This is a genomic window from Bradyrhizobium sp. 26S5, assembly GCF_036923295.1.
In the GTDB taxonomy this organism is placed as follows: Bacteria; Pseudomonadota; Alphaproteobacteria; order Rhizobiales; family Xanthobacteraceae; genus Bradyrhizobium; species Bradyrhizobium septentrionale.
Window position 1 is genome coordinate 25,198 of sequence record NZ_CP145949.1, and the last position, 26,183, is coordinate 51,380.

Consider the following 26,183-nt stretch of genomic DNA (forward strand, 5'->3'; position numbering starts at 1 on the left):
CGGGCGGGGTTACTTTCCCAAAAGCCCAATGCGGCCCATTGATGGACCTCGTGCATTCAGCGCTGACGCTCACGCACTGTCGCGCGTTCACCAGTCTGAGCTATTCGGATCTCCTTATCTCGTTCCGATGGATGACGATCTCGAACCGGTTCCATGACTGCTGCCCGCGAAAACGAATGCCCGTTCTCAAGATGCTGGGCGATGCGCTCCCTGGCGAAAGCCATAATGTTCTGGCGAGCATTCTCATCGTTCGGCAGAGCGCGTTCGACAAGCTTGTTGATGACGGCGATCTGGGATTGGGCAGCGAGCAGGTCGGAATCATGCGCGGCCGCCGGTCGGTCTGCACGGCGTGCCTCCACCGTCACACTCCACCTGTTGCGCCACATCTGCCGCCGCTCAATGCTAGCGAGTCCTGTGGCGGCGTCTATGGATTTGATTGCCCTGATGACGGGTTCGACGCCATCCCTGCGCAAAGAGATGCGGTCGCCAGGCCTGCCGCCGCTATTTGCGACGTCCGTTTCAAGCCCGACGCCCCACACCTGATGTCGCCGGCCATCATCCAGTTCAATGGCTACATAGGTTGATGGCTCGGCGTCGGCGCGGTTGCGGTAGGGGCCATAGCCGACCTCCATAAGACGTCCGGAAACGCCCTTGTCGTAATCGAGCCTATCCGCCTGCAGCGGCCTGTCGGAGGCGGAGCGAGCCTCTGCATCGTTGGCACGGGCCCGGGCTCGATCCCATGCGACTCGCCGGTCAGCGAGCGCCTGGCGATCAGGCTCGCTTGGCTGATAGCCTTTGACATCCATCCCGCGCGCGCCAGCCTCGAGCCAGGCCTCGCGTCGGAACTCGACAGAACCACGGACGTGAAGTGCCTCCCAGTGGCGATATTGTGCCACGCTGACCATGTCCCGGATCACTTCTGCGGCAGCTATGCGGGTGACCAGGCGATCGTCAGTGGCCTTGAACGCGAGGTACTCGTTCCGCTCATCGGCATAGAGCCGGGCTTCGCGGTCGGATCCATCCTTTTGGGGTTCACTGGCCACCACGTAATATTTCCGACGGATGCGGTCCGGAAACGCAACTTCCGTGACCTCCGCGGATGAAGGCGTGTTGGGGGCTGTTGCTGTGGACTCGGCGTCCCCCTTGCCTCGGGTGAAAGCGCGCCCCGCGCGACGTTGCCGCTCCAGGCTGAAATCCCCGCTGTGGTCACGCGTGTCGTTCATGCTGTCGTCCGTTCTGCTTGCGGCTGGACCGTCGCGCCGGCGGGACGGCTTGGGCGTCGATGTAGTTCTGGACCCAGGCTTTCAGGTCGTCCTCAGAGAGTCCTTCGAGGTCGACGTCCACGTCCCCGAAATCAAAGCTGGCATTGGTTGGAATTGTGGAGGGGTCGGCTACCTCTTCGTCAGTCAACGGGCGGGACCGAAATACCGCGCGTAGCTCCGCAACCTCGGAGCGCAGCTCCTTGATCTCGGCGTCAAGCAGCGCGGTCGAGCGGCCGCCCGGCAGCTGCTGGACCGGTGCGGGTAGCAGGCGTGTGAGGAACGCCTTGTCTTCGTAATAGACGATCTTGTCGGCGACGACCGGGGGAAGGCCTGTGCCGAGGATGAAGGCCTTGGATCTTGGAAGAAGCTTCAGCTCCTGCGGCAGCATCAGGGCGCGCCGTTGTTCAGAGACCGTCTCGCTGGTCGAGCGCATCGCGAGCCCTTTTGGCCCGCTGCGGCTCCGCGCTTTCACGGTGTCGTACCCGATGCGTTCGGAAAGCTCATTTGCTACGTCCTGTTCTTTCGGCGCGAACACCACCTCGACGGCATGGTTGGTCATGAAATTGCGGGCAGCGTCGACCCCGTAAATCGAGCGCAGCTGGGCCGGACTCTGGACCACGGTCAGGAGGCGGATGCCGTAACCGGCGATGAACGCGACGGATTTCGCGAGTACGTTGACATTGCCCAGCGCCGGAAATTCATCGAGCAGCAGCAGCACCTTGCGATTGAGTTTGGGATTTTGTTCCGGCAGCTCGCGGGTATTGAGATCGACCACCTGCTGGAAGAACAAGTTCAGAAGCGGCGCCATGCGGTCGAGATTGTCAGGGGTCACGCCGAGATAGATCGACATCGGTTGTTGCCGCAGCTGCCGCAGATCGAAATCGTTGGTCGATGTGGCGGCATCGATGCGCGGGTTGAGCCAAAGCCCGAGCCTCGCCGTGACGGTCTTGCGCACGGAGTTCATGGTGTTTTCAGAAGCCGCGAGGAAGTCGTTCAAGGCCGTGATGCAATTCCGCGACAGTGGCGAAGGGCCGGACTTGCGAGCGGCGATGAGTTTCTCAAAATGTGCCTTGAGGTCACTAGCTGCGGACAGCTGGTGCAGGATCTCGCCGATCGTCAATGGAAGACCCGGCGTTTCCGCGACATAACCGCCAATTGCTACGAACGCCGACCGTGCGGCCTCGAACCAGAAAGGATCACCGCGGCTCTCGGCCGGAAACAGCATGACGGAGATGCGCTGCAGATCGTCGTAGAGGTCCGCGGGATCGCTGCGCACATAGCCCAGCGGATTGTAGCGCGCGGTGCGACCATTCTCGTCGAGTGGGTCGAACAGATAGACTTCCTGTCCGTGCGCCGCGCGAAATCCGGCGGAACGATCCCAATTTTCCTTCTTCACATCCAGAACGACGACTGAATCTGGCCAATTGAGCAGGTTTGGAATGACATAGCCGACCCCCTTCCCAGCGCGGGTTGGCGCGTAGACCAGGACGTGTTCCGACCCGCCGAAACAGAGCAGTGCGCCGTCCTTGCGACCGAGCAGCACACCTTCCTTGGATCGCAGGCCAGCGGCCTTGAGCTCGCGTTCGGATGCGAAGCGCGCGCTGCCGTGAATCGGAGGAGGACGGTGCCGGAAGATCGCGCCGAGCAGGCCGAAGACTACGACCGCGCCGGCGAGGCTTGACAGGGTCAGCCAGCGGTCGAAACGTGCGTCAGCGCCATAACGGGGCCAGCCTGTGGCGATCTCGGACCAGTGCAGGCCGCCATCGTGAAGCCGGAGCCCCAGCAGCAGCACATTTGAGGCGACCAATAGGAACAGCGCGGAAGCCGCGAGCGCGACCGCGATTCCCTGCGCCGCTCTAACTGAGGTGGTCGCGCTTGCGAACGGGATCATAGTAGATCTCTGAAATGCGGTAGCGGCCGTTCCGCTTCTGCATCTGGATGACGACGTCGACGAGCAGCAGCAGCAACGAGCGGATGTCGTCGCGATGAAGGTCGCGGCCTTCCGCGCTTTCCTTGACCAACAACGTCAGCTGCTCGAAGGCGAGCCGCGCGCTGTCGGCATGAACCGTTGTGATCGATCCTGGATGGCCCGAATTCACATTTCTCAGATAGAAGAACGCCGTCCCATCGCGGAGCTCCTGCAGCAGGATTCGATCCGGCCGCATCCGCAGGCAGGACTCGAGGAGCTCTCGTGGTCCAATTTTGGCAACGCCCTGCCCGTCCTTGGCATAGAGCAGCCGCACGCAATTCTGATGGGGGATGACAAGCTCGGCAGTATCCTCAATGGTGATGAGCCGCTCTTGTGACGGGATCGCCGCGATTAAGGCCTTGGAAAGCGTCGTCTTTCCCGAACCAGTCGCCCCCGAAATGATGATGTTGCGGCGAGTTTCGACGGCAAGCTGGAGGAAGTCGCGCCAGGCGCCGGCGTCTTTCAGGGCCAGAAGCCGACGCTCATCGGCCGTGAGATTGTCATCGGCGACGCGGATTTCATCGAACAGTTTTGTCTCCTCAAAGGCGTCCAGTGTCATCGTCAAAGCCGACGGCTTGCGGATCGTGAGACTGACTGTGCCGGCTGGCACGGCTGGCGGAACCACAATCTGGCAGCGCTCCTCGCCGATCAAGGTGGTCGACACCACGGGATGCTCCGGGTCGATGTCCTGGCGGGTGTGACCGGCGGCTGCAGTCGCCAGGTGTGAGAGGTAGGCATGCGTCAGAGCTGGCGCTTCGTGTTTGGTCCAGCCGCCGGGACCTTCCACAAAAATCTCGCCGGGGCGGTTGACGACGATTTCGGTCAGGGATTTGTCTGCCAGAAATGGAGCCAGCGGCTCCAGATAGCGCGCCAGCACCAGCCGGCTGCCATCGCTTTCGATGGAGGGTATGGCGCTCACTTTGTCACCACGGCCGGAGCCGCAAGGCCTCCGGGAATGGTGCGGTCCAAAATCTGCGTGCGGGTCTCGACCCGTCGCAATTGATAGACGGAGGAGAAATCAACGTCGCGGGCGACAAAGATATTGACCAGTTCGCCCTGATTCTTGTTCAGAGTGGGTGGAATGTTGATCGACTGCTCGACGGCGATGCCGGCAGCAGTATTGGTGGCTCCCGTGGTGTTGTTGATCTGGATCGAGCTGTCCTGCAGCTGCTGGCGTCCGATTGAGGAGGCATCGCTGACGATGGACAGCAACAGCGCCGAGCCGAAGCGTTCAAAGAAGTGGGTGTCGATGTCGCCATCGAAGCCAGCGCGACCCAACGCATCGGTGGCGGGCGACGCCAAGGCCGCGATCACGCCTGTCGGCGTCTTGGCGCGCGTCCACAGCACAAATAGCCGTTTTGAACCTCGTCGCACATTGCCGCGATATTCGCCCACGACCTGCGTGCCCTTTTCCATCAGTACGACATTGCCGGAATCCGACATCACGTCTCGGATAACGACGCAGGACACGAAGCCCGCCACGTCCGAGGACATTGCCGTCTCCAGCACGCACGGGATCGAGGTACCCTGGGTGACCAGCAGATTGCGGTTGGGAAGCCGCGCAGCGCGAACGCCCTCGATCGGCGTGGGTTTCAGCTTGTCGGCAAGGTCGTTGCGCGGCCCGTCCCGCCAAGACCCATAGGGATCGGTGACGGCACTTCCGGTCACGTTGTCGTGGGCCGCACGTCCCGCGGAACTCGGCCGATTGTAGGCCAGCACCGGCGCGCGACGGGCGCTTTCCAGAAGCTGGCCGGAGGCGGGCGCGGGGGCGGCTGGCGTGGCCGCGACCGGCGCGGCTCCAATAGAGGCTGTGGTGATTGGTGCGGGAGGTAGCTCCGGGATGGGCTCGAACGCCGCCGCCTGGCGGATGATCAGCTTGCGGGCGGAATCGCTGACCGGCTTATCGCCTTTCCAGGTGCCCCAAATGATCAGAGCGGCAAATGCGGTGAGCGCCAGGGCGCCGAAGCCGCGTTTGAGCATTGCCGCTCGACCGTTGTCGCCTCCGCCCACTGGGGTGATGCCACGGTCGCCGGCGATCGTCTCATCGTGATGTTCGGTCATATCGCGCTCGCCTATCGTGACCTTGGGGTTGGTGGTGATTTCTTCGCCCTCCGTTCGATCGACGGACTTGTGGTATTGGTGCCGGGGTTGATCCCCACAGGATCGAAGGCCTCGTTGAAAATGCAGAGCACGGTGTTGCCTTTGCGCAGCCGAAATTCCCGAGCCGTGGCGTGAACAACCACGAGCTCGCCGCGGACATCCTTGGGCACCAGGCTTTCCGAACCGTCGGAGTTGATCAGGTAGATCGCGGGGATTTCGCGGTTGCCCGCAAAGCGGAACGTGGTCTCCTTGCCGTCGTCGAAAACGGCTTCCGGTTCGAGGTCGATCGATCCCTGTGCCGAAAAGCGCCAGTTGCGTGCCCCATAGGCATGATGCAGATCGAATGTCTGGTCGATCAGCGCGCCTTCCCGCTCCGCGCCGCGAGCAGCCGCTTCAGTGCGCCGGCGCTCGACCTCGTCGCCGGGATAGGCGAAGCGGACGACGAAGTAGCTGTCCGCAAGCGTCGTCTCGGCGATCGACAGCTCGAACTGATACGAGCGCTTGCGCCCGTCAGGGCGGGTGGTAACGACCTGCAGATTGGTCGGTGGATGTTTTTCCCGCGGCTTGAGGAACAGGATCGAGCCTGCCGGTGCGACCTCCCAGGCGATCGCATCGCCGATCGCGACATGCGCAACCTCCTCATCATCGGCGAACAGAACCTGGGTCGATGCCCGAATCACGCCGTTGACTCGGACGACGTTGGCAGGATCGTAAGTCACAGTTCGCACGCGGGCATCATGTTGACCTGGTGACGGCTGTTGCAGCGCCAGCACAGGTCCCGCGAATCCCAGTGCGACGGTCATCAAGAAAACGAAGAATTTCATGGTACGACCTCCGGATCGGCGCGATATTCCGAGACCAGAAAGCCGAGGGGGTTAATGAGACGGTCGGCGGAGGACATTGGCGCGTTGGCATAGGAGAACGTAAGGGTGGAGACCCAGTGGGTGATGCGGGTTTCCTCGCCCTTGCGGCTCTCTTTCATGAAACGCACCGAGGCGACATTGTCAGCCAGGAGCGAGATCGCCTTGATCCGCACCGTGGCGACCCCGAAACGGCCCTGAACGACTTGCGGGCTTTCCGGATTGGAGCCGCGATACCAGGCCGCAAAACGGGCCTGTTCGCCCTGCCCCGAGAGCAGCGAAATCGTCCGGAAGTTGGTTTCGGCCTCCGGATAGCTGTAGCCTTCGCGCGCCCGAACGTAGCGTCCAAGAAAATACTTGGTGACCGCTTCATCATAGCGTGCCGGCGTCGAAGTGAGGGCGGAGATGGTTTCCACAATCCCGGTCGCGTTATCGACCCGGATGACGAACGGCTCGACCGTCTTCAGCGGCGCCAGCGCTGCGACCGCACTGAGCGAGGCGATCGCTAATGCGCAGGCACCCGCGGCAATCACCCATGCCGTTCTGCGCGAGCGATGGGCCGCCAGCAACAGATCCTGCTCCCATCGACGCGCATAGTCGAAATAGGCTTTCAGCTCACCGTGCCCGACCATCTTACGCCTCCTTGCCGCAAGCGCGGTAAGAGGCTGCAATGGCGGCCTGGTGGTCTGATGCCGCGAGTTGCGTGGATGGCGCTGCCGGGCGGGTCTCGCCTTTGCGGATTACTGGTGCCGGCGCGGATGGCGGAGGTGCCGGCTCCGGTGTCGCCAATGGCGTACCCGTCTCCCAATCCCACAGCGAACGATTGAGCGGCCGCCGAGCCTGGCCATCACATGATGGTGGTCCCTTTGACCAGCTTGCGCAGCCGCCAAGCTGAACTGCGATGACGCAGATGATGAATAGTCGACGCCACATCGTTCTGATGCCCCTGTGTTTCTCTGTCGCCTGATGCCGGCGATCAATTGTTTAGGCCGCCGTAGTCCCCGGCGATTGAGTGCGCCGTATACTGCCGCCCTGGCGGCTGGCTCTTACGGCCGCGAGACCGCGGCTGGCTGACCAGCGCGCGCCGGCATAAGCGCCGCTGGCTGCCGCCGTGGCATTGGCAATCATTGGGCTAGTGACCAGCCGGCTGGCGAGCGATGCGCCACCCCCAGCGAGACCGCCTGCGATGACCGGAAGTTGAAGCGCGATGTATCCGGACAGACCGAGCACCGCGCTGATGGCGACCGCGGCCACCACCATTTCGCCGGCCGTGCCGGCGTTTGCCGCGAATCTGTCGATGAAGCCGCTGACGGTGGTCAACATCAGCCCGACCAGAGCGACCACCAGCACCAGTAGGATCACGAAGTTCGCGACCTGCCGAAGCCAAGCCTCTGTAAATGGACGCGTAGCCTCGAACAATCCAAGTGCAATGAAGAGCGGCCCGAGCGCGATCACGACGCCCAGACCAACTTTGGCGTAGAGCAGGATGGCAAATTGCAAGAAGGAGCCAACCGCGACAAAGATCAAGAGAATGGCGGCAATCAGTGCCGGAGCTACGTCGGTTATTCCTGCTTGGTCGTAGATCTTATTGGCGACGTCGATTCCCTTGGACAGAAGCTGATCGAACGGAGCTCCTGAATTCGTGTTCAGTCCGGAGCCCGCCAACGCGTTCCCGATCTCCCTCGGCAAGGAATCAAAGAAAAGGCCGGTGACGTATTGCTGGAACGCGCCTGAATTGGTCGCCAGCATAACCACTACGACAATCCGCATCGCCCGCCAGGCAAACTCCATGATTGGCTCGGAGATTGCTCCCCGCATCACCGCAAAGCCATAAAGGATGACATAGAGCATCACGGCCGTGCGGAGGGGACCATCAATGTAGGAGGCAAGATTCGACGCCGAGGTCGACACGAATGTCGTGATCGGCTGCTCGAATTCCTTTAGGAAGCTGTCAAAGACGTTTATGGCCATCGCGGCGATCCTTACTTCAGGGCGTCTTTCATCTCTTGAATGGTGATCTTGTTGCGGGCTTCGTTGGCGTTTATGCAGTTCGGCGTCTTTCCCAATTCTCCGGGATTGTCGCGGCACGCTTTGATCGCCACCGCCAAATCGTCCCGATGATCGAGAAACCAGCCGACCGTGTTTGCCTGCTGACTTTTGCCGGTCTCGTTGCAGGCCGGAAGTGCAGCGGCGAGAGATAGCGCCAGAATTGACGTGTTTATTCTCACTGCAGGGCCGCTTTCATTTCATCGACCAGTTGGCGTTGTTTCTCGCGCTCCCGCTGGCCGTCCATGTCGGTGCGGGCCTGCTGGATCATCGCAAGACCCTGCATCCGGAGCACTTCGTTCTGCAGCAGCGCCTGTTCGGCCTGCAGCCGCGCCGAAAGATCGAGAGTCTCCTTGACGTCGGTCGCCGAGCTGATGCGGGTTCTTAGTTCTTCGAGCGCATCGATGCGCTGCGAGGCTGTGTCGTAGACCGCCTGGCCCATGGAGTGCTTGGCGCCGGTCTGCCGCGCGATCCGGTCGAGCTCGCTTTGGTAATACGAATTGCCGCTGTTGCCGGCATAGGCGCGGTTCTGCGAAAGGTACTGGTTCATCGCGTCGGCGAAGTTACCGCCACCCTGCCCCGCCACGAGACGTTCGATGTCAGAGAACTGTTGGGGTAGGACTTTCCGGAACTGCGGCGTGTTGAGCAGCGCGCCGATGTCGTTGGCGTTGGTCCGCTTGTTGAAACTGTCATACAGCTGCTTGGCCTGGTTCAGTTGATCCTGCGCCACCTTGAGCTGCGACGTCAGGGTATCGACCTGCTTCTTCAGTTCCGTCAGTTGCTCGAATTGCCGCGCATAGACACTGGGATCGAACACAATCTCCGCTCCTGCGGGAAATGCCATCAGGAGGGCCACGATAGACACGCAGGTGAAGATCGCCGGGATACGCTGAACCATCATCTGACGTCCCTCCGCTCCGCTTGGAATACCGGCAACCATTGTGCCGGATCGTCGCCAACCCTCGCCCGAACGCGGTCGAGCAATTCGACCGTTTCGGTCCGTCCTGACAGGACGGCGAGCGCATCGTCGAAGCCGCCGAGATCAAGCTCCGCCACCACCGAATTGTGGCCTTGCTTGACCAGGAACCGCCGGCTTTCGGCTGCGAGCTCTTCCTTGATCAGGCGGAATTCGGTGTCGGTCAGATGGAAGCCGTCGACGTAATCCGAGCGTGTTCCCCGCGCATTGGGCAGGAAGATTTGCGTCGGGCACTGCTCGACAATGGTGTGTGCGATCGGAGAGGCCAGGGCGTCGCGCGGCGACTGGGTACCGAACACCATGACGCCGTTTTGCTTGCGGATGGTTTTCAGCTTGTTGTTGGCGAGATCACGGAATGCCTCATCGCCAAGCGCCTTCCAGAACTCGTCGATATCGATGATCAGCCGCCGCCCGTCGATCAGGCGCGCGACGCGATGGAACAGGTACATCATGAGCGGCGTGCGAATGGCCGGATGATCCAGCAGATCAGTCATGTCGAAGCCAATGAACCGGGCCTCTAGCCCGATGGCATCTTGCTCGCCATCCAGGACCCAGCCGAAAGGGGCCCCTCGGCACCATCGCTCCAACCGGGCCCCGATTCCCTCCCGGTCCTGTTGGCCGAGAAAGGCCCGCAGCGCCCCGAACGAGCGTTCCTCCCGACGAAGCTGGGCAAGGGCTCGCAATCCGGAATCGATCCGCTTCTCCTCGATCACGGTCAGTGGACGGTTGTCTGGCGTGACGAGCTTCCGGACAAGTTCGCCCAGGAAGGAAAGATTGGCTGGTGTCAGCTCCAGCGCCTTGAGCGGTGCACAGCCGGTCGCAATGCCGTTGTGGAGCGTCAGATAGGTGCCTCCGGCGGCGCGGACGAAAATTTCGGCGCCGCGGTCCTTGTCGAAGAAGACGTAAGTGGCGCCGAGCCGCTCGGCCTGCGACAGCAAAAAGTTCTGAACGACGGTCTTTCCGGAGCCCGACGGGCCGCAGATGAAGGTGTTGCCGAGGTCGCCGTGATGGAACGAGAAGTAGAACGGCGAGCCGGATGCGGTTTTGAGCATCGCAACCGCTGGTCCCCAGTGGTTGCCGGCAGGTCTTCCGGTGGGATAGGTGTGGAATGGGGAGAATGCTGCGAAATTGCGTGAGCTGATCGCCCCAGTTCGTGCGCGATATTTGAACAGCCCGGGAAGCTGCGCCCAATAAGCCGCTTCAAGGCCGAGATCTTCGCGCGCCACCACGGCGCCCGCGTCGGCCAGAGCGCGCCGCGCCACGCTCATGTGGTCCTGCAGCTGCGTAGGGGTCTCGGCGTAGACCAGGAGCGACAGGTGATGATCTCCAAGCGCGAACCTGTTAGATTCGAGATCGTCGAGCGCGTCACCAAGCTCGTCGATCTGCGAGGCTGCCGGATCCTGGGCCGAGACCAACTGGTTCTGTTTGCGCGTCAGCACCGTCTTGGCGTCCGCTTTGGACAGGAACGCGAAGGATTGCGTGAGGATAAGTTGGAACGGCGCAGAAAGCAGCGCGTTCAACAGGCCCGGTCTTGTGGACGCCGGATATTCCTTAAGTCCAAACATGCCAGCGAAGCGCGAGCCGCCGGCGCCTCGGATTTCGATGGCTTCACGGCCGAAGATGACGCGGTTCGAATAGAGTGCGGGGCCGATCGGCCCCTGCGGCAACGGCATGGGCATCCACTCTCCGGAGGCGACGGCGTGGAGCAGTTCCATTGGTTCTGAGAATACAAGGCCCTCTCGCTCGACCAATCCGAGAGCATGCGCGCCGTAGCGCTCCAATGCCGCGACCATATCCCGCGTGGCATCGTTGAGCCGCTTCAAGGCGTCGCTGTCGACCTCGAGGGAAGCCGCAGCGCTCCGACCCAGCCGCCTGAAGAACGCAGCTGCGGCATCGGCGGGGGCGCGACCAGGATGCCAAACCAGCGTCAGATAGAGATCATTACGAAATAGCGCTGCATTGCGAAGCCGCTCGCGATATTGCGCGTCGAGCGAAGCTGCAAAGATCGATCGGAATGCACCGTCCGGATAGTCTGACGTCCGACGCCGCGCCAGATGGGTCCATAGCGCCAGCCGCGGATCCGCAACATTGCGCAGCGTGAGATTCAGCTTGGCGTGAAGGTCGTTTAGGTCCGCCGTCTCGGCGGTCTCGAACGAGGTGCCGTCGAGCCGGATTACCGTGAGCAGGGCCCGGCTCGTGAGACTGATCACGGTGTCGGTGACATGTCGGCCGAACGGGAGGTAGACCTCGGGCCCGATCTCCCGCGCTTTGAGCGCTGCGTTACGCATAACCAAGGTCTCGCGCTTGATATCGCCGAACGAGCTTGAGGGGTGTGCAGGATGATCCGCCCCAGAATGACGCGTTGCTCGTGCGTCCGCGGGTTTCGATCCAGGCGAGCAGAATCCGGAACATGTTGGGGTCGTGCCGGCAGATGATGCGGCAAAGAGCATGGATGGGAATCGCGACCAGGCCGTAGATGATGCTTCCGGCCACCAGGAAAAGGATGCAGGAAAACATCACGTTGAGCGCCATGGCTTCCATGGTGACGCCGGCGATCATGGCCGGTCGCGTGCAGGCGAGGAACAGGGTGTCCTCCGTGAGACGCACGGCCTCGATCATCAGCGACCTCCAGTCAAGGTCGAGACCACCTCGGAGGCGCCGAACGTGATGGCGACACCGAGCACGACGTAGGCGGCCTTGCGCAGATCGAGGTAGCCGAACATCCAGGCGATGCCGACGATGATGACGGCAAGCGTCGCCAGCAGGCGCGCGACGTTGCCGGTCAGCATGTTCACGATGTTCTGCAATACGCCTTCGATGTTTGCGGTCTGCGCAAGGGCAGGCTCAACCAACGCGATGCTGAGGACGGCGCCCATGCAAAGCAGGGTAGCAGAGTGTTTAAGAGGAGAAGTCATGGCACGGCTCCGATTGGCACTGCAGCCGGACCAGCCCGGACCGCGGTATTGAGTTAAGGCAAAACAGAAGACTTTGTTATCGTTCATAGACGAAGGCTGATGTGCCGAGACCTGAGCGATAGACGTCCCAGTTCGGGCGCTCTCTGACGGAGGGAGCCGGCGTGTTATTTGTCGGCATGTCAGCGTCGGACATTTCGGCAGCATCGGCCGGCAGGGTACGGGGCTCGGGCGTCGTTCGGGGGGGGTTAGCTGCGAAGCTCGCAACTACCCTGGCAATAGCCTGATCGCGGCCCGAGGCGCTCGCGTTTGCTGCTTGCAATCGGGCCTCGAACAATCTGCCAAGACCTGCAATATGCTTGCAGGCGTCGAAGGTCGTGGTCGCCGTCAACCCGGCTTGCTTGGTTTCATCTGCATCAAGTTGCGCGAGACCGGTCTGGACCGACTGGCCGGCGGTAATGGCCTCAGTCGCGAGCTGGATCGCTTCGTCACGGTCACTTGCCTGAATAGGAATCGGTTTCCGCCCCTGAATTGTGATGAGCAGCGGCTCGAACGAGCTCGCTTGCCGCACAATTGCCGTTAGCGGCCGCAAGAGGTTCGGCGTCGGCGCGCACTGTTCGACCAGAGCTGAGAATGCAGCTGGATCCATTGTTGATGACTTTGTTTCGGGAGTTGAAGACGCGGACGCTATGCCGCGAGCGGAAGGCTTGACGGCGCTTCAATTGCACGCCCCGAAATCTTCCCGGCCGCTCGGATTGCGCCGAGAGCGTCATTGGTGACCGGCAACAGTCCAGCCACTGCTTTGGTCGTCCCGATTTGACGGGGGGCGCCGAGGCGGTCGAGACGCCATCCGGCCCGGCGCAGGATGCGCTCCATGCGCAGATCAGTGACGGTCGCGATCGCCTGCAGGTCGAGCTGCTGGCCCCATTCAATCATTGCCGCAAAGAGCAGGTACGTTGCTTCCCGCAAGCCGTTCTCAGCTGTCACCGCGACGTGTTTGGTATCAACGCAAAAGCGCGAGCTCTCCCAGATCTTGACTGCATTCGGTGCCGCGTGGCCATCCAGCAACACCGGGAACGTATCCGCCAGCATGTTGCGTCCAGTAGTGGGCAGCAGGCGCACGCAACCGACCAGCTCGCGCTGCTCGAGCGCCAATAGATAAGTCGGCTTGAATGAGTCGTACTGATCGATCTCCAATCCGCCCGCGACAGAGACATCCCAGTCGAGCCGCTCCTTGAACACGCGCCCTCGCAGACGATGCATTCCTGTCGCCAGTTCAAAATCGCGCAGAAGCGCCGCACGCGAGCGCACAATGACCTTCATTCTTAACCTCCTGCTTACGAATCACAGCTTCGAGATCAAGAAAGCAGGCACGATCACAGCGTTGCGCTGTCAGTTCTGACAGGGCGTTTTGGAATTGTTCTTGCCGCAAAGCTGCCGCAACGTCGCAATACACGCCCACACGCAGCGCGCGAATCAAGCGCGTTGTTCGCTTTAGGGAACTCAGAACAGTTCAAAAAAGGGGCGCAATGAAAGGTGTCAAACGAGCATGCGATGAATTTGTCGATTGTCTTCACTCTGCCCATACGGAAGATGATTTTCGGCGAGTCGCGGAACGAACTGCGCATGCATTGGGTTTCCGCTGGTTCGCCTATTTTGGCCACCGCGCGAACGGCCCCAAACTGATCTCTTCCTATCCGAAGAGTTGGACAAGTCACTATTTTCGCGAAGGGTACGACAACATCGATCCCGTTCTTCAGGAACGGCGAAACACAAGCCGGATGCTGCTGTGGGATGGCCGTGAGGCGCGAAGCGCAAAGTCGCCGAGAGAACGCCGACTATTTGACGATGCGCTCAGCTTCAAGATCAGGACCGGTCTGACGGTTCGCATTCCCGCAAGCCAAAACCAGGTCGCGGCCTTTACGCTCGCGGTGGACGACCGCAGCCTTGGGCTCGAGCGTTTCATCGAGACCTCACAAGACATGTTGCAAACGGTGGGTCTCAACTTCCATGCCCACGTGAGTGCCAAGATCGGACGTACGTCATCAGGCGGGATAGGAAGCCCACTAACCCAGCGCGAGCGGCAGTGTCTCGCGTGGATCTCTGACGGCAAGACGATGCAGGACATTGCGGAGCTTCTTGACGTCACGCCGCGAGGCGTGAAGTTTCATCTGGACAATGCCAGGCGAAATCTTGCCGCACTAACCCTTCCACACGCTGTGGCCCTCGCGCTTCGGCAGGGATTGCTCCCGTAATGCATAGAACAGCCGTGAGGGTTGGCAAGCATGGCTCAAGATCGGCGGTTAACCCGAGTGAGCGTGCCAAAGAGGTGCCGCGGCCTCATCAAGTGAGTTCGGCGCGCATCATTTGCGGTATTCAGCTAAAAGCGGATCGCTGCTCGCAGTGTCTTCGAGCAGGATGGGCGTCGCCCTGCGGGCCGGGCTGTTGGCTGCGCTGAAGCCCCGCAAGTGGGTCTTCCCCCTTGCGGGCTGCCATCCCTGACGCAAACGGCCCGAATCCCCGAACAACAATACCTGCAGATCTAGAGCATTTTCGGTTCTGATTGAATCAGAACCGAAGCTCTAGATTCTTGTTTTGACGCGTTTTCTTCACGCGAACCGGTATCCACTTCGCTCGAAAATGCTCTAATCGGAAGCAGCTTCACACGTACTCGGACCGGGAGTTTATCCATGCGTGCGTGCGATGCCGACGACCATGAGTGCTTTGAATGGGACAATTCGCGAAGCAGGCTCGGCTTGGTTATCCGCGGGATCAAATATGTGCGTTTTGGCAGACCATGCTTCCGTTGAAGGACCAACCCCGCTCTCGAATGGGCTCTCCTTGGTTCAGGTACGGCCTTCTACGATCAACCCGCAAGGGGTTCGCTACGCAAGCGTGCGACCTCTTCGGCTTCGCCTCTCGAGGTGACCGCAGCCGCCCCCGAACACGTCGGCGCCTGTCGAGCGGGGGTGGTCCCCGCCCCAAGACGGGAGCCTTCAATGTCGCACAATCTCACTCTCGCTCAGAACCATGCCTTCGATCTGGCTCGCACGCTCATGGTGCCGGTCATTCTTTTCCAGGCTGATAACGAATTCGGCGTGATGGTCTCCAGCGAGTACGACGGCGATCAGGACGCCATCGTTCATGAGTACGACCCCTGGAGCCCGGCTCATTGAGCCGGGTGACCGGCTGCCGCTGGCGCCATGCCGAATGCAAGGGAGGCTTCGCCGCGCCTGACGATGCGACGACTGACCGTTGGTCAGCGCGCCCTTGCATTCGGCAGGCTTCGCGGCCGGTCGGGGATGTTCCGCAAGGCTAGGAGCAAGAGAGACCAACAGAAGAAGGGGCGGACCCGCCTGCGCGAGTCCGGTGCAGACAAATGGACAAGAGAGAAATCGAAGAGCTGCGCCAAAAGGTTGGCTGCGCGGCCCTGCTGGAGAAAGACGGCTGGAAGGTCGACGTCAAGGAAAGCACACGACGCGCGATCAAATATCGCCGCGACAGCAATATCATCATCGTCATCCACGAAGGCCGCGGCTGGTTCGACCCGTTGTCGCCGGCAAAAGGGGACGTATTTTCGCTCGCCGAACATCTTGGATCTGTCGGTTTCCTTGACGCATGCGACCGTGTTGCGGAAACGATTGGCTTCGTCCCCAGCAAACCGGCGTGGCAGCATCCGACAAGGCTGAAGGCGCCTGGATCTATTGCTGATCGGTGGGGACATCGGGTCAAGCCGCGCCGCGGCTCGCGAGCCTGGCGCTATCTCACCGATGAACGCGGGCTGCCGGCCGTCATCGTGAAGCAGGCGGTCGCATGCGATCGTTTGCGTGAGGGGCCAAAGGGCAGCATGTGGGCGGCACATAACGATTCAGCGGGAGCGCTCACGGGCTGGGAGGAGCGTGGGCCGGCATGGCGCGGCTTCGCCAGTGACGGCGCCAAGGAACTGTTTCGCTTCGGACCGGCCAGGTCCGAGCGGATTTGCATTACTGAGGCGGCCATCGATGCCATGAGCCTGGCCGCGATCGAGGTCCACCGCTCCGACACCCTTTATGTCAGCACCGGAGGCGGCTGGTCGCCGGCGACCGATGAAGCTATCCGCAGCTTGGCCAGGCGCGCCAACGCCCGGCTTGTGGCAGCAACCGACAACAATCGACAGGGTGACGTCTACGCTGATCGCGTTCGTGCCATCGCCGCGGAAGCGAGCGTGCACTATGCGCGATCGCGACCGTGCGCCGGCGACTGGAATGAGGATCTGACGGGGCTGGCGAAGAGACGGAGAACAGCTGAGCAAGTCGACGGCGGAGGCCCGCCCGACGCTGCGGACCTCGCGGGTGGCTGCGGCGTCAAGGCTCCCGCATGATCGCGATGGCGAGGCTTGCACCTGAGCGATGCGACGGGGAAGTCCGAATAAAGAGGGAGAAAATAGGAAGAGGTAAACCGCTGCCGCATGCCCGGCCAGCGCGTCAAGGGTGAAGCTTCGCCCGCGTTCCGCGGCCCTTCACCCGCCGGACCTTCGATGCGGCCGGCGAGGAGGTGTGATGAAGGACTGAAGTGACGAAGAGATCACGCCGATCGCTCGCGCTTCAGTCCGGCCAGGCCAAGAGGAGCCGCCGATGCACACCTCACCCACCATCCGTAAAGTCTTCGAGGGCGTCGCGACGCGCCCCGAGATGTACCGCATGTTCAACCGCCATCGCGGCGATCCGGCGATGGCCGAGGGGGAGGCACGGCATCTCTTTGCCGGCGAGTGGTTCGAGATCGCGGAGTCCGAGTATGATTACATGCTCGAAATCCTGCGGCCGCTATGGATGCGCGCCGACATGTTCGCGATGCGCGAATTCATGACGGCAAGCGTGACAAGCGTTTTCCTGTCACTGTCGATTGACGGCCAGATGCGCTGGTTCCACGGCTACTGCGACTTGTCAGACAGAGCGTCGCCGGAGCGGATGAAGGCCGCGATCATCGAGCGCGAGTCTCGTCCTGTCCGCGCGATGACGCGCGTAGAGCGGCTCGAGCACATCTGGTCGAGTACGCACGACGACTACCGCGGCTACGCCGGCGAGCGCTGGCCCGCCGCCGTGCGCGGCCACCGCACCGTGCTCGTTTACGCAGGCCGGCATGGCAGCGTGACGAAGCTGCTGGACGAACTCACCGAAGCGGAGATCGCAGCGAAACTGCCGGTGCAGCTCCGCCACCTGTCGGAGGCAGTCGCGGCCTAGCTAGCTGGGCCGCTCGCCCTCCCCGACCTGCGAACAGCCCGGCCCCGCGCCGGGCTTCGCAATTCGGCACCCGGCCTCTGGCCGGCCCGCCCCTCAACCCAAGCAATGGCGTGCCGTCCGCCGCAGCCCGCTCGCGCGCGCGGTCGCACGCGCCCAGCAGAAGGACAATTCCAATGGCTCAGGACGACCCCTTCACGATCGACCTCTTCGGCAACACAGCCCTCTCGTCGGGTCTCGGTCTTGGCGTCACCGCCTTTGCCGCCGACTTGGATGGAGACGACCACAACGGCGACCGACCGCCGTCGGCCTCGGCCCCCGTCGCGCCGGCGTTCGCCCCCGCGCGCGCTCGCGAGCCGAATGCCGTAAAGCGCGGCGACAACTTCCACCTCGCCGGCGACCGCGGCCTGGCAAAGGGGTGGAGGCAGCGCGCCCGCGACAGCGTCGCGGCCATTCGGCTCGCCGCGCAGATCGAGGCGGACCAGCGGCCCGCCTCGCCCGACGAGCAGCGGCAGTTGATGCGTTTCACGGGCTTCGGCGCCTCCGAGCTCGCCAACGGCGTCTTTCGCCGGCCGGGTGAATCCGGGTTCGCGACGGGCTGGGAGGAGATCGGCGTCGACCTCGAGGACGCGGTCGACGACGCCGGCTACGCCTCGCTTGCACGGTGCACCCAGTACGCCCACTTCACGCCTGAGTTCATTGTCCGCGCGATCTGGTCAGGCCTGCAGCGCCTCGGCTGGCGCGGCGGCCGCGTGCTCGAGCCCGGCATCGGGACCGGGCTGTTTCCGGCGCTGATGCCGGAGGAACTACGCGAGATCTCCCACGTCACGGGCGTCGAGCTCGACCCCGTCACCGCACGCATCGCCCGGCTGCTGCAGCCGCGGGCGCGGATCGTCACAGGCGATTTCGCACGCACCGAGCTGCCGGCCAGCTTTGACCTCGCCGTCGGCAATCCGCCGTTCTCGGACCGGACCGTGCGCTCGGATCGCGCGTACAGGTCGATGGGCCTGCGGCTGCACGACTATTTCATCGCCAGGGCGATCGACCTCCTGAAGCCCGGCGCCCTCGCCGCCTTTGTCACGAGCTCCGGCGCGATGGACAAGGCGGACGCCTCGGCGCGTGAACACATCGCGAAGTCGGCCGACCTGATCGCAGCCATTCGCCTGCCCGAGGGCAGCTTCCGCGCCAGCGCGGGCACCGACGTCGTAGTCGACATCCTGTTCTTCCGCAAGCGCAAGGTCGGCGACATGGAAGGCGACCTGTCGTGGCTCGACCTCGATGAGGTTCGACCGGCGGCGGAAGACGGGAGCGCGATCCGCGTGAACCGATGGCTCGCGCAGCGCCCGGATTTCGTGCTCGGCGCGCACGCGCTCGCGTCCGGTCCCTTCGGCGAGGCTTATACGTGCCTGCCGCGCGAGAACGAGGATCTCGAAGCGACGCTCAAAGCCGCGGTCGACCTCCTTCCGGAAGCCATCTACGACGGCGAGCCGGAGGTGATCGATCCCGACCTGGAAGAAGCCGGCGATCCATCTGACGTCGATTGGCCGGCTGATCGCCACGTTCGCGAAGGCAGCTACTTCTTCGACAAGGCCCACGGCTTGATGCAGGTCCTCGACGGCGACCCGATCGCGGTGAAAGCGCGCAAGGGCCGCAGCGCCGACGGCATCCCGGAAAAGCACGTGCGCATCATCCGGAAGCTGATTCCGGTCCGCGACGCCGTGCGCGAGGTGTTGAAGGCGCAGGAGCTCGACCGACCGTGGAAGGACGCCCAGGTCAGGCTGCGCATCGCCTGGTCGAACTTCGTTCGGGACTTCGGCCCGATCAACTTCACGACGGTCTCGACCGCCGAGGACGAAGAGAGCGGCGAGGTGCGCGAGACGCACCGCCGGCCGAACATTCAGCCCTTCCTCGACGATCCCGACTGCTGGCTGGTCGCCTCGATCGAGGACTACGACCTCGACACGAACACCGCGAAGCCTGGGCCGATCTTCACCGAGCGGGTGATCGCGCAGCCGGCGGCCCCGGAAATCACCAGCGTGGCCGACGCGCTTGCCGTCGTCCTCAACGAGCGCGGCCGCGTCGACCTCGACCACATCGCCGAGCTGCTGCACCGGGACCGCGACGACGTCGTCGCCGAACTCGGCAGCGCCGTCTTCTGTGACCCCGCGGACGGCTCGTGGCAGACGGCCGACGCCTACCTCTCTGGCCACGTGCGCGAGAAGCTGAAGGCTGCTGCTGCGGCGGCCGCGCTCGACCCCTCCTACGAGCGCAATGTCACGGCGTTGCAAAGCGTGCAGCCCGCAGACCTTAAGCCCTCCGACATCACCGCGCGTCTGGGCGCGCCATGGATTCCGGCCGCCGACGTCGTCGCCTTCGTGAAGGAAACCATGGACGCCGAGATCAGGATCCACCACATGCCGGAGCTCGCATCGTGGACCGTGGAGGCACGTCAGCTCGGCTGGATCGCGGCCGGCACGTCGGAGTGGGGCACCGACCGCCGGCACGCCGGCGAGCTTCTCGCCGACGCGCTGAACAGCCGAGTCCCGCAGATCTTCGACACGGTCAAGGACGGCGATAGCGTGCGCCGCGTCCTCAATGTCGTCGACACCGAAGCCGCCAAGACGAAGCTCTCGAAGATCAAGGACGCTTTCCAGCGCTGGATCTGGTCCGACCCTGATCGTACCGACCGCCTTGCGCGCGTCTACAATGACCGCTTCAACAACATTGCGCCGAGAGCCTTCGACGGCTCGCACCTGAAGCCTCCGGGCGCCTCCGGCGCTTTCGTTCTTTATGGACACCAGAAGCGCGGCATTTGGCGAATCGTCTCGGCCGGCTCGACCTACCTGGCGCACGCGGTGGGCGCCGGCAAGACCATGACGATGGCCGCCGCCGTCATGGAGCAGCGGCGGCTCGGCCTGATCGCCAAGGCGATGCTGGTCGTTCCGGGGCACTGCCTTGCGCAAGCCGCACGCGAGTTTCTCGCGCTCTACCCGAATGCCCGCATCCTCGTCGCCGACGAGACCAACTTCATCAAGGACAAGCGGCACCGCTTCCTGTCGCGCGCTGCGACCGCGACTTGGGATGCGATCATCATCACGCACAGCGCCTTCCGCTTCATCGCGGTGCCGTCGGCGTTCGAGCAGCAGATGATCCAGGACGAGCTCGAACTGTACGAAACCCTGCTGACCAAGGTCGAGAGCGACGACCGGGTCTCGCGCAAGCGGCTCGAACGGCTGAAGGAAGGCCTGAAGGAGCGCCTGGACTCGCTTTCGACCCGCAAGGACGACCTGCTGACGATCTCCGAGATCGGCGTCGATCAGATCATCGTCGATGAGGCGCAGGAATTCAGGAAACTCTTCTTCGCGACCAACATGTCGACCTTGAAGGGCGTGGATCCGAACGGTTCGCAGCGCGCCTGGGACCTCTACGTCAAGTCGCGCTTCATCGAGACGAAGAACCCAGGCCGCGCGCTCGTGCTCGCCTCCGGCACGCCGATCACCAACACGCTCGGCGAGATGTTCTCGGTGCAGCGCTATCTCGGCTACGCGGCGCTCCTCGAGCGCGGGCTGCATGAGTTCGACGCCTGGGCGAGTACATTCGGCGATGTCACGACCGAACTTGAGCTGCAGCCCTCCGGCAAATACAAGCCGGTGACGCGCTTCGCTACCTTCGTGAATGTGCCCGAGCTCATCGCCATGTTCCGCTCCTTCGCGGACGTGGTGATGCCGGAGGACCTGCGTCAGTACGTGAAGGTGCCGGCGGTGTCGACCGGCAAACGGCAGATCCTCACCGCAAAGCCGTCGCCGGCGTTCAAGCGCTACCAGAGCCTGCTCGGCGAGCGCATCAAGGCGATCGAGGAGCGCGACCGCGCACCGGAGCCCGGCGACGACATCCTGCTGTCGGTTATCACCGACGGCCGCCACGCTGCAATCGACCTTCGTCTGGTTGATCCGGATAGCGACAACGAGGCAGACAACAAGCTGAACCTGCTTGTCGGCAACGCCTTCCGCATCTGGAACGAGACGGCCGAGAGCAGCTACACGCGCACGGATGGCAAACCCTTCGAGTTGCCCGGCGCCGCGCAGATGATCTTCTCCGATCTCGGCACCATCAGCGTCGAGAAGAGCCGCGGCTTCTCCGCCTACCGCTGGATCCGCGACGAGCTGGTCCGCCTCGGCGTGCCACCGGGCGAGATCGCCTTCATGCAGGACTACAAGAAGTCGGAGGCAAAGCAGCGCCTGTTCGGCGACGTGCGCGCCGGCAAGGTCCGGTTCCTGATCGGCTCCTCCGATACGATGGGCACCGGCGTCAATGCGCAGCTTCGCCTGAAGGCATTGCACCACCTCGACGTGCCCTGGCTTCCGTCGCAGATCGAGCAGCGGGAGGGCCGCATCGTGCGGCAGGGCAACCAGCATGACGAGATAGACATCTTCGCCTATGCGACCGAAGGCAGCCTCGATGCGCAGATGTGGCAGAACAATGAGCGCAAGGCCCGCTTCATCGCCGCCGCGCTGTCCGGCGACACCTCGATTCGTCGGCTTGAGGACATGGGAGAGAGCCAGGCCAACCAGTTCGCGATGGCAAAGGCCATCGCGTCGGGTGACCCGCGCTTGATGCAGAAAGCTGGGCTCGAAGCCGACATCGCCCGGCTCGAACGGCTGCGGGCTGCGCACATTGACGATCAGCACGCGGTGCGGCGGCAGATGCGCGATGCCGAACGCGACATCGAGCTCTCCATCCGTCGCATCGGCGCGATCGGCCGGGACATCGAGCGTCGTATCTCGACCGCCGGTGACGCCTTCACCATGGCGGTGACGGGAGATCCTCATGTCGAGCGCAAGCTCGCCGGCCGCGCGCTGATGAAGGAGATCCTGACGCTGGTGCAGATTCAGCAGGAAGGGGAGACCGTCATCGCGTCGATCGGCGGCTTCGACGTCGCGTACAGCGGAGAGCGCATCGGCCGGGACGGTTATCGCTACACCACGATGCTGCTGCGGACCGGCGCCGAATACGAGATCGAGTTGCCGGTGACGGTCGCGCCACTCGGTGCGATCGCTCGCCTCGAGCACGCGCTGGCCGACTTCGAGGGCGAGCGCGAGCGCTACCGCCAGCGCCTCTCCGACGCCCGCCGACGTCTTGCCTCCTACGGGTCGCGCAACGGCGGGAACTTCGCCTTTGCCACCGAGCTTGCCGAAAAACGCCGGCAGTTGGCCGAGGTGGAGAAGGCCTTGGCGGAGGACAGCGAAAGCGCTGGTGAGCTGGCCGCGGCTGCATGAAAAAAGCGAGGAGAGAGGAAGGGAGAAGGCCCGCTCGCAGATCGGGTGGGCCGCCGACGCTGGCGCTCAACTGCCGCCTGCGCGATCCCAGCCCGTCGTCCTGCGCAGGGTTTTGCCCCGCTGGGCCTGCCGGCCAGGGATGCTCGGCCGCAGTTGCACCGGCCCGTCCGCTCCGCAGGGCCCAGGGGTGTCTTCGGGAAGAAGACGAGAAAGGGCCGGCAACGCCGGTCCGCAATCCCAAAAAGGAGCGTTCCCATGCAAGTCATCAAGATCGATCCGCGCGCGCTGAAGGAGAATGGCGACCGCATGCGCCAGACGAAGTCGACGCCCCAGGCCGACGCCCTGCTGCTGGCCACGATCAAGGCCGTCGGCATCGTCCAGCCGCCCGTCATCACGCCTGAGACAGGCGGCGGCAACGGCTACGTCATCAACGCCGGCCACCGCCGCGTGAAGCAGGCGATCGCCGCCGGCCTCGAGGAGATCGACGTGCTCGTCGACGAGGCGGCGAACGACAACGGCGCCATGCGCTCGATGGTCGAGAATATCGCCCGCGAGGCGCTGAACCCGGTCGACCAGTGGCGTGCGATCGAGCGCCTGGTCGCGCTCGGCTGGACCGAGGAGGCGATCGGCGTCGCGCTCGCGCTGCCGGTGCGTCAGATCAGGAAGCTGCGCCTGCTGGCGAACGTGCTTCCCGCCATGCTCGACCACATGGCCAAGGGCGACATGCCGAACGAGCAGCAGCTCCGCACCATCGCCGCAGCCTCGCTCGACGAGCAGAGGGAAGTCTGGAAGAAGCACAAACCGTCGAAGGCTGATCCGCAGGTCTCGTGGTGGAGTGTCGCACAAGCGTTGCAGAAGACGCGCATGCACGCGCGCGATGCGAGCTTCGGCGAGGACCTCGCGCAGGCCTACGGAATCCAGTGGGTTGAGGACCTGTTTGCTCCGGCCGACGAGGACAGCCGCTATACCACGGACGTCGAGGCCTTCCTCGGTGCCCAGCAGGAGTGGATGGCGAACAACTTGCCGAAGAAGGGCATTATCGCGGAGGCCACCAAGTATGGTGAGGTGAAACTGCCCCCGAAGGCGGAGCGGGTCTACGGCAAGCCGGTGAAGTCCGATTGCACGGCGATGTATCTCGACCGCGACGGCCGCGTGCAGACCGTGCACTACCGCATGCCTGCGGCGAAGAAGCCGAAGGGTAAGACCGGCTCAGGTTCTGATAACGCTCCGGACGATGTCGGCGAAGTCTCGAAACCACGTCCCGACGTGACGCGCAAGGGCGTCGAGATGATTGGCGACTACCGCACCGACGCGCTGCGCGAGGCGCTCGGCCGCGCGCCGATCGAGGACGACACGCTGATGGCGCTGCTGATCCTCGCCTTCGCGGGCCAGAACGTGTCCGTGACGACGGGAAGCGGCGGGACCTATTACGGCCACGGCCGGCTTGCCAAGAACGCGGCGGCACTGTTCGACGGCGCCGGCAAGCTCTCCTTCGACATGGGCACGCTTCGTGTCGCGGCGCGCACCATGCTGGCCGACGTATTCTCGTGCCGGGAGAACGCTACCAATAGCGGCATCGTCGCCCGCGTCGCCGGCGAGCTGATCGGCGCGGACACCTTCCTGCCGAACATGGGCACGGAGGACTTCCTCTCCTGTCTGTCGCGTACAGCGATCGAGGCCTCATGCAAGGACACGCCCGTTCTGCCGCGCCAGCGCGTGAAGGACACGCGCGCCGCGCTCGTTGAGCATTTCAGGGAAGGCCGCTTCGTCCATCCCGCAGCCCTCTCCGCGCCTGACGCCATGAGGCTTTCGCAATGGTTGTCGTCGAGCGAGACGATGGCAAACGCCGACGAAGCTGAAGAGGACGCCGCCGGCATGGGGGATGACCTCGCTGACGAAGAAACCGAGGCATTCAGGGAGGCGGCCGAATAGAGAGTCGCGCCTTTTCTTCCGAACGATCCACCGCCGCCGGCCCAGCCGGCGGCGGCTTTGTTTCCACGCACACGCAAATAAGGAGGACACGATGTCCGCGCACACGATCTTCGACAACGCACCCATCGGCTCGATCGTCGTCTGGTCCGACGGAACGCCGCAGCCGCCGACGCGCTTCAGGAAGAAGCTCGCCGCTTGGCAGTCCAGCAACAGCAGGGGCCGCCTGATCCGAAAGCGGGGCGGACGAGGCTTAGGCAGTGTCTCGCTGTCGGCCTGTTTCACCCTGCACGAGGTCGACTATGGCGCCGGCGGCGTCATCGCCATCCGCGTCCATCGGACGTTCTCGCTGGAGTCGAAGCTGCACTTCACCATCGTGGAACGTCCGGCCACCGGCTCGGTCTGCGTGCTCGACCGCCCCGGCGACGACGCCGAGCTCGTCTATCTCGCGACCAACGAGGCCGACGCGAAGGAATGGCTGACGCGCCACGGCTATCCGCACGCCGTGCTGGAAGAAGTGACGGCCGACGAGGCAGGCGCCGGCCTCATCGAGGGGAGGACCGCGGCATGAATGCGTCATCTCGCGCGCCCGACGAAGCCCCTGAAACCCCGGGGATCTCTTTTGGCCGCAGCGCTGACGGCCTTCTCGTCGCGCTTGTCGGCGAGACGGCTTTCGCCATGGCTCCGACCCAGGAAGGCCGGCATTTTCTCGTCACAGCTTGGCGCATCTCCTCCCCGATGGACGAATGGACGCGCGGCGATTTCTACGGACATTCCGGCGAGCTCGCCGACGAGGCGGCGTTTCGCAGCGCTGTGCTCGAAAACGCCGAGCATCAACGCGAGCGCAGGATGCTCGGTCGCGTTGAAGTCCATTCGCACGACCGCACGCCTTGGGGCGCCTCGCAGGGCGTGACCGTCTACGCTGAAGGCGTTACGGCGCATTCCACGGCTGGGCACGGCGGTTTCAAGCTCTCGGCCGAGCAAAACCGCAAGGTCCACCCCCTGCTGCGCTCGAAGGGCGGCTGGTACGAGGAAGACACCGAATGGGCGATCGTGGCGATCACCTTCCCGCATCTCTTCACGGCGTTCGAACGCCGTTGCGCCGAGAGAACGATCAAGGACAGTTGGCCGGACGCCTGGGAAACGATCTTCGGTGCGATCCTCCAGCCAGGCGAGTCCTACGAAAAGGACCGCCGCGCCTTCGAGCAGGCGCACGCGCGGGACTGGATCGTCGTGTCGGCGATCACCTCGAAGCACGCGCCCGGTTTCGTCGAAACTGTCGCCACGCCGGGCGGGCAAGCGCGGGCCGGGGACTGAGGAGCGTCGCTTCCTCGTCCCGTCCGACGAATATCAGGTGGGCCGCTTCGGCTTCGTGATCGACGAGGCGCGCCACCAGGTCTACGGCGGCCCCTCCGACTTCGTCGGCTGGAGGTGACCCATGCCCTGGCGCCTCATTGCCAAAGCCTTCGGCTGGCGCGCGGCCACTGACGAGGACGGCGAAACGCCGGTCCTCGTCGTCTGGCATCCGCGGCTCAGACGGCATTTCACCGGCACCGACGCTTGGAGGCGCGCCGTGCGCATATCCGTCCACGCGCCGACGCCCTACCCGGCTGACGTCGACAGAAAGGAGATCTAGA

At 63.5% G+C, this 26,183-nt stretch carries 22 protein-coding genes and 1 pseudogene; 9 read left to right on the top strand and 14 right to left on the bottom strand.

Going from position 1 to position 26,183, the window contains the following annotated elements; genetic code table 11:
- Window positions 1-56 precede the first annotated feature (56 nt).
- The 14 genes from V5279_RS45680 to V5279_RS45745 all read right to left on the bottom strand — a co-directional run bounded on the left by V5279_RS45680 (window position 57) and on the right by V5279_RS45745 (window position 13,448).
- Entirely contained in the window at window positions 57-1,223 is a 1,167-nt protein-coding gene (locus V5279_RS45680; RefSeq protein WP_338702169.1) for an LPD7 domain-containing protein, read from the bottom strand.
- Window positions 1,207-3,054 (bottom strand): type IV secretory system conjugative DNA transfer family protein, encoded by a 1,848-nt coding sequence (locus V5279_RS45685; protein WP_338702171.1) that lies wholly within the window; start codon window positions 3,052-3,054, stop codon window positions 1,207-1,209. Before V5279_RS45685 ends, V5279_RS45680 begins: the two co-directional genes overlap by 17 nt.
- Before the next feature lie 64 nt (window positions 3,055-3,118).
- Entirely contained in the window at window positions 3,119-4,150 is a 1,032-nt protein-coding gene (gene virB11, locus V5279_RS45690) for a P-type DNA transfer ATPase VirB11 (RefSeq protein ID WP_338702173.1), read from the bottom strand.
- On the bottom strand, window positions 4,147-5,292 hold the full coding sequence (virB10, locus tag V5279_RS45695; RefSeq protein ID WP_338702175.1) for a type IV secretion system protein VirB10: 1,146 nt from the start codon (window positions 5,290-5,292) through the stop codon (window positions 4,147-4,149). Before virB10 ends, virB11 begins: the two co-directional genes overlap by 4 nt.
- An 11-nt stretch (window positions 5,293-5,303) precedes the next feature.
- Complete coding sequence (gene virB9 / locus V5279_RS45700) at window positions 5,304-6,155, bottom strand: P-type conjugative transfer protein VirB9 (protein ID WP_338702177.1); 852 nt, start codon at window positions 6,153-6,155, stop codon at window positions 5,304-5,306.
- Window positions 6,152-6,823 (bottom strand): virB8 family protein, encoded by a 672-nt coding sequence (locus V5279_RS45705; protein WP_338702179.1) that lies wholly within the window; start codon window positions 6,821-6,823, stop codon window positions 6,152-6,154. The genes virB9 and V5279_RS45705 overlap by 4 nt, the downstream gene beginning before the upstream one ends.
- A gap of 352 nt (window positions 6,824-7,175) precedes the next feature.
- Window positions 7,176-8,162 carry a type IV secretion system protein gene (locus V5279_RS45710; protein WP_338702181.1) on the bottom strand — a complete coding sequence of 329 codons (987 nt, stop codon included), beginning with the start codon at window positions 8,160-8,162 and terminating at the stop codon, window positions 7,176-7,178.
- Between the two features lie 11 nt (window positions 8,163-8,173).
- Complete coding sequence (locus V5279_RS45715) at window positions 8,174-8,419, bottom strand: EexN family lipoprotein (protein ID WP_338702183.1); 246 nt, start codon at window positions 8,417-8,419, stop codon at window positions 8,174-8,176.
- Window positions 8,416-9,177 carry a P-type DNA transfer protein VirB5 gene (gene virB5 / locus V5279_RS45720; RefSeq protein ID WP_338702184.1) on the bottom strand — a complete coding sequence of 254 codons (762 nt, stop codon included), beginning with the start codon at window positions 9,175-9,177 and terminating at the stop codon, window positions 8,416-8,418. The genes V5279_RS45715 and virB5 overlap by 4 nt, the downstream gene beginning before the upstream one ends.
- Window positions 9,135-11,501 (bottom strand): VirB4 family type IV secretion/conjugal transfer ATPase, encoded by a 2,367-nt coding sequence (locus tag V5279_RS45725; protein WP_338702262.1) that lies wholly within the window; start codon window positions 11,499-11,501, stop codon window positions 9,135-9,137. Before V5279_RS45725 ends, virB5 begins: the two co-directional genes overlap by 43 nt.
- Window positions 11,494-11,832, bottom strand: a complete 339-nt coding sequence (locus tag V5279_RS45730; RefSeq protein ID WP_338702186.1) for a type IV secretion system protein VirB3 — start codon at window positions 11,830-11,832, stop codon at window positions 11,494-11,496. The genes V5279_RS45725 and V5279_RS45730 overlap by 8 nt, the downstream gene beginning before the upstream one ends.
- Window positions 11,832-12,128, bottom strand: coding sequence for a TrbC/VirB2 family protein (locus V5279_RS45735; protein WP_338702188.1), 297 nt, complete (start codon window positions 12,126-12,128; stop codon window positions 11,832-11,834). Before V5279_RS45735 ends, V5279_RS45730 begins: the two co-directional genes overlap by 1 nt.
- 76 nt (window positions 12,129-12,204) lie before the next feature.
- Window positions 12,205-12,774 (bottom strand): type IV secretion protein, encoded by a 570-nt coding sequence (locus V5279_RS45740; RefSeq protein WP_338702190.1) that lies wholly within the window; start codon window positions 12,772-12,774, stop codon window positions 12,205-12,207.
- A 38-nt stretch (window positions 12,775-12,812) separates the two neighbouring features.
- Window positions 12,813-13,448, bottom strand: coding sequence for an acyl-homoserine-lactone synthase (locus V5279_RS45745; protein WP_166217533.1), 636 nt, complete (start codon window positions 13,446-13,448; stop codon window positions 12,813-12,815).
- Between the two features lie 206 nt (window positions 13,449-13,654).
- On the opposite strand from V5279_RS45745, the gene V5279_RS45750 reads away from it, so the two are divergent.
- From V5279_RS45750 to V5279_RS45790, 9 genes and pseudogenes are all read left to right on the top strand, one after another.
- The gene (locus V5279_RS45750; protein WP_338702195.1) at window positions 13,655-14,380 is read left to right on the top strand and encodes a LuxR family transcriptional regulator; all 726 of its coding nucleotides are present in this window, start codon (window positions 13,655-13,657) and stop codon (window positions 14,378-14,380) included.
- Between the two features lie 744 nt (window positions 14,381-15,124).
- Window positions 15,125-15,301 (top strand): hypothetical protein, encoded by a 177-nt coding sequence (locus V5279_RS45755; protein WP_208073966.1) that lies wholly within the window; start codon window positions 15,125-15,127, stop codon window positions 15,299-15,301.
- 203 nt (window positions 15,302-15,504) lie between these two features.
- Entirely contained in the window at window positions 15,505-16,485 is a 981-nt protein-coding gene (locus V5279_RS45760; RefSeq protein ID WP_338702197.1) for a DUF3991 and toprim domain-containing protein, read from the top strand.
- A 253-nt stretch (window positions 16,486-16,738) separates the two neighbouring features.
- The gene (locus V5279_RS45765; RefSeq protein ID WP_338702199.1) at window positions 16,739-17,344 is read left to right on the top strand and encodes a DUF1419 domain-containing protein; all 606 of its coding nucleotides are present in this window, start codon (window positions 16,739-16,741) and stop codon (window positions 17,342-17,344) included.
- Window positions 17,345-17,517: 173 nt separating this feature from the next.
- A complete protein-coding gene (locus tag V5279_RS45770; protein ID WP_338702201.1) occupies window positions 17,518-22,617 on the top strand; it encodes an Eco57I restriction-modification methylase domain-containing protein in 5,100 nt (1,699 codons plus the stop codon).
- A gap of 255 nt (window positions 22,618-22,872) precedes the next feature.
- Complete coding sequence (locus V5279_RS45775; protein ID WP_338702203.1) at window positions 22,873-24,549, top strand: ParB/RepB/Spo0J family partition protein; 1,677 nt, start codon at window positions 22,873-22,875, stop codon at window positions 24,547-24,549.
- Window positions 24,550-24,640: 91 nt separating this feature from the next.
- The gene (locus V5279_RS45780; RefSeq protein WP_338702205.1) at window positions 24,641-25,117 is read left to right on the top strand and encodes a hypothetical protein; all 477 of its coding nucleotides are present in this window, start codon (window positions 24,641-24,643) and stop codon (window positions 25,115-25,117) included.
- A pseudogene (locus tag V5279_RS45785) lies at window positions 25,114-25,981 on the top strand (DUF7007 domain-containing protein). Before V5279_RS45780 ends, V5279_RS45785 begins: the two are co-directional and overlap by 4 nt.
- A 3-nt stretch (window positions 25,982-25,984) precedes the next feature.
- Window positions 25,985-26,182, top strand: a complete 198-nt coding sequence (locus V5279_RS45790; RefSeq protein WP_338702206.1) for a hypothetical protein — start codon at window positions 25,985-25,987, stop codon at window positions 26,180-26,182.
- The last annotated feature ends 1 nt before the right edge of the window (window position 26,183 follow it).

Bases quoted from the DNA above. Each gene is read 5' to 3' on its own strand.
- V5279_RS45705 (WP_338702179.1), bottom strand. From the start codon at position 6,823: ATGGTCGGGCACGGTGAGCTGAAAGCCTATTTCGACTATGCGCGTCGA.
- V5279_RS45770 (WP_338702201.1), top strand. From the start codon at position 17,518: ATGGCTCAGGACGACCCCTTCACGATCGACCTCTTCGGCAACACAGCC.
- V5279_RS45750 (WP_338702195.1), top strand. From the start codon at position 13,655: ATGAAAGGTGTCAAACGAGCATGCGATGAATTTGTCGATTGTCTTCAC.
- V5279_RS45790 (WP_338702206.1), top strand. From the start codon at position 25,985: ATGCCCTGGCGCCTCATTGCCAAAGCCTTCGGCTGGCGCGCGGCCACT.
- V5279_RS45780 (WP_338702205.1), top strand. From the start codon at position 24,641: ATGTCCGCGCACACGATCTTCGACAACGCACCCATCGGCTCGATCGTC.
- V5279_RS45755 (WP_208073966.1), top strand. From the start codon at position 15,125: ATGTCGCACAATCTCACTCTCGCTCAGAACCATGCCTTCGATCTGGCT.
- V5279_RS45775 (WP_338702203.1), top strand. From the start codon at position 22,873: ATGCAAGTCATCAAGATCGATCCGCGCGCGCTGAAGGAGAATGGCGAC.
- V5279_RS45765 (WP_338702199.1), top strand. From the start codon at position 16,739: ATGCACACCTCACCCACCATCCGTAAAGTCTTCGAGGGCGTCGCGACG.
- virB10 (WP_338702175.1), bottom strand. From the start codon at position 5,292: ATGACCGAACATCACGATGAGACGATCGCCGGCGACCGTGGCATCACC.
- V5279_RS45710 (WP_338702181.1), bottom strand. From the start codon at position 8,162: ATGGCCATAAACGTCTTTGACAGCTTCCTAAAGGAATTCGAGCAGCCG.
- V5279_RS45745 (WP_166217533.1), bottom strand. From the start codon at position 13,448: ATGAAGGTCATTGTGCGCTCGCGTGCGGCGCTTCTGCGCGATTTTGAA.
- virB9 (WP_338702177.1), bottom strand. From the start codon at position 6,155: ATGAAATTCTTCGTTTTCTTGATGACCGTCGCACTGGGATTCGCGGGA.
- V5279_RS45725 (WP_338702262.1), bottom strand. From the start codon at position 11,501: ATGCGTAACGCAGCGCTCAAAGCGCGGGAGATCGGGCCCGAGGTCTAC.
- V5279_RS45735 (WP_338702188.1), bottom strand. From the start codon at position 12,128: ATGACTTCTCCTCTTAAACACTCTGCTACCCTGCTTTGCATGGGCGCC.
- V5279_RS45680 (WP_338702169.1), bottom strand. From the start codon at position 1,223: ATGAACGACACGCGTGACCACAGCGGGGATTTCAGCCTGGAGCGGCAA.
- V5279_RS45730 (WP_338702186.1), bottom strand. From the start codon at position 11,832: ATGATCGAGGCCGTGCGTCTCACGGAGGACACCCTGTTCCTCGCCTGC.
- virB5 (WP_338702184.1), bottom strand. From the start codon at position 9,177: ATGGTTGCCGGTATTCCAAGCGGAGCGGAGGGACGTCAGATGATGGTT.
- V5279_RS45760 (WP_338702197.1), top strand. From the start codon at position 15,505: ATGGACAAGAGAGAAATCGAAGAGCTGCGCCAAAAGGTTGGCTGCGCG.
- V5279_RS45740 (WP_338702190.1), bottom strand. From the start codon at position 12,774: ATGGATCCAGCTGCATTCTCAGCTCTGGTCGAACAGTGCGCGCCGACG.